This window comes from Microbacterium sp. K41 (genome assembly GCF_004794395.1).
GTDB lineage: Bacteria > Actinomycetota > Actinomycetes > Actinomycetales > Microbacteriaceae > Microbacterium > Microbacterium sufflavum.
Window position 1 is genome coordinate 1 of record NZ_SSDO01000493.1, and the last position, 675, is coordinate 675.

The window sequence follows — 675 nt, forward strand, 5'->3', positions numbered from 1 at the left end:
GGCGGCCAGGCGTGCGGCGAGGTCCTCGCCCTCGAGCGTCGCCGCGAGGAAGCCGGAGGCGAACGCGTCGCCGGCTCCCACCGGCTCGACCACGTCCACCGTGGGGGCCGGGACGAACACGGGCTCGGCGTCGTGCGCGAACGCGGTCGCGCCCACGTCGCCGTCCTTCACCACGAGCAGCGCGCAGTGGGGGAGGTGCGCCCGGATCGCGGCCGGTGTCGCGGTGCCCCAGATGCGCTCCGCCTCGTCGCGGCCGACGAAGGCGATGTCGGCGGCGTCCGCGAGTCGCGCGAGCGTCGAGGCCGCGTCCTCCGGGCTCCACAGGGCGCGGCGGTCGTTCACGTCGAACGACACGGTGGCTCCCGCGGCGCGGGCGTCGGCGTACAGCGCATCGACCATCGCCAGGCAGGTGGCGGAGAGCGCCGGGGTGATGCCGGTGGTGTGCACGATGCGCACGCCCTCGAGCCGGGCGGCGTCGAGGAAACCGGGAGCCATGCGGGAGGCCGCGGATCCGCGCCGGTAGTAGTAGACCGCGGATGACTCGACACCGGGATCCTTGAACATGACCCCGGTCGGCGCGTCCCCGTCGCGCTCGACCCACAGCTCGACCCCGCGACGCTCGAGCTCGCCGGCGAGACGGTCGCCCAGCGGGTCGTCGCCGAGGCGCGAGGCCCA

The 675-nt window shown here is 75.4% G+C and carries 1 protein-coding gene; it reads right to left on the reverse strand.

The annotated features are described in order from the left end of the window. Positions 1-675: sugar kinase (locus DW309_RS16400; protein WP_136045975.1), on the reverse strand; the 675-nt coding region annotated here is incomplete at both ends.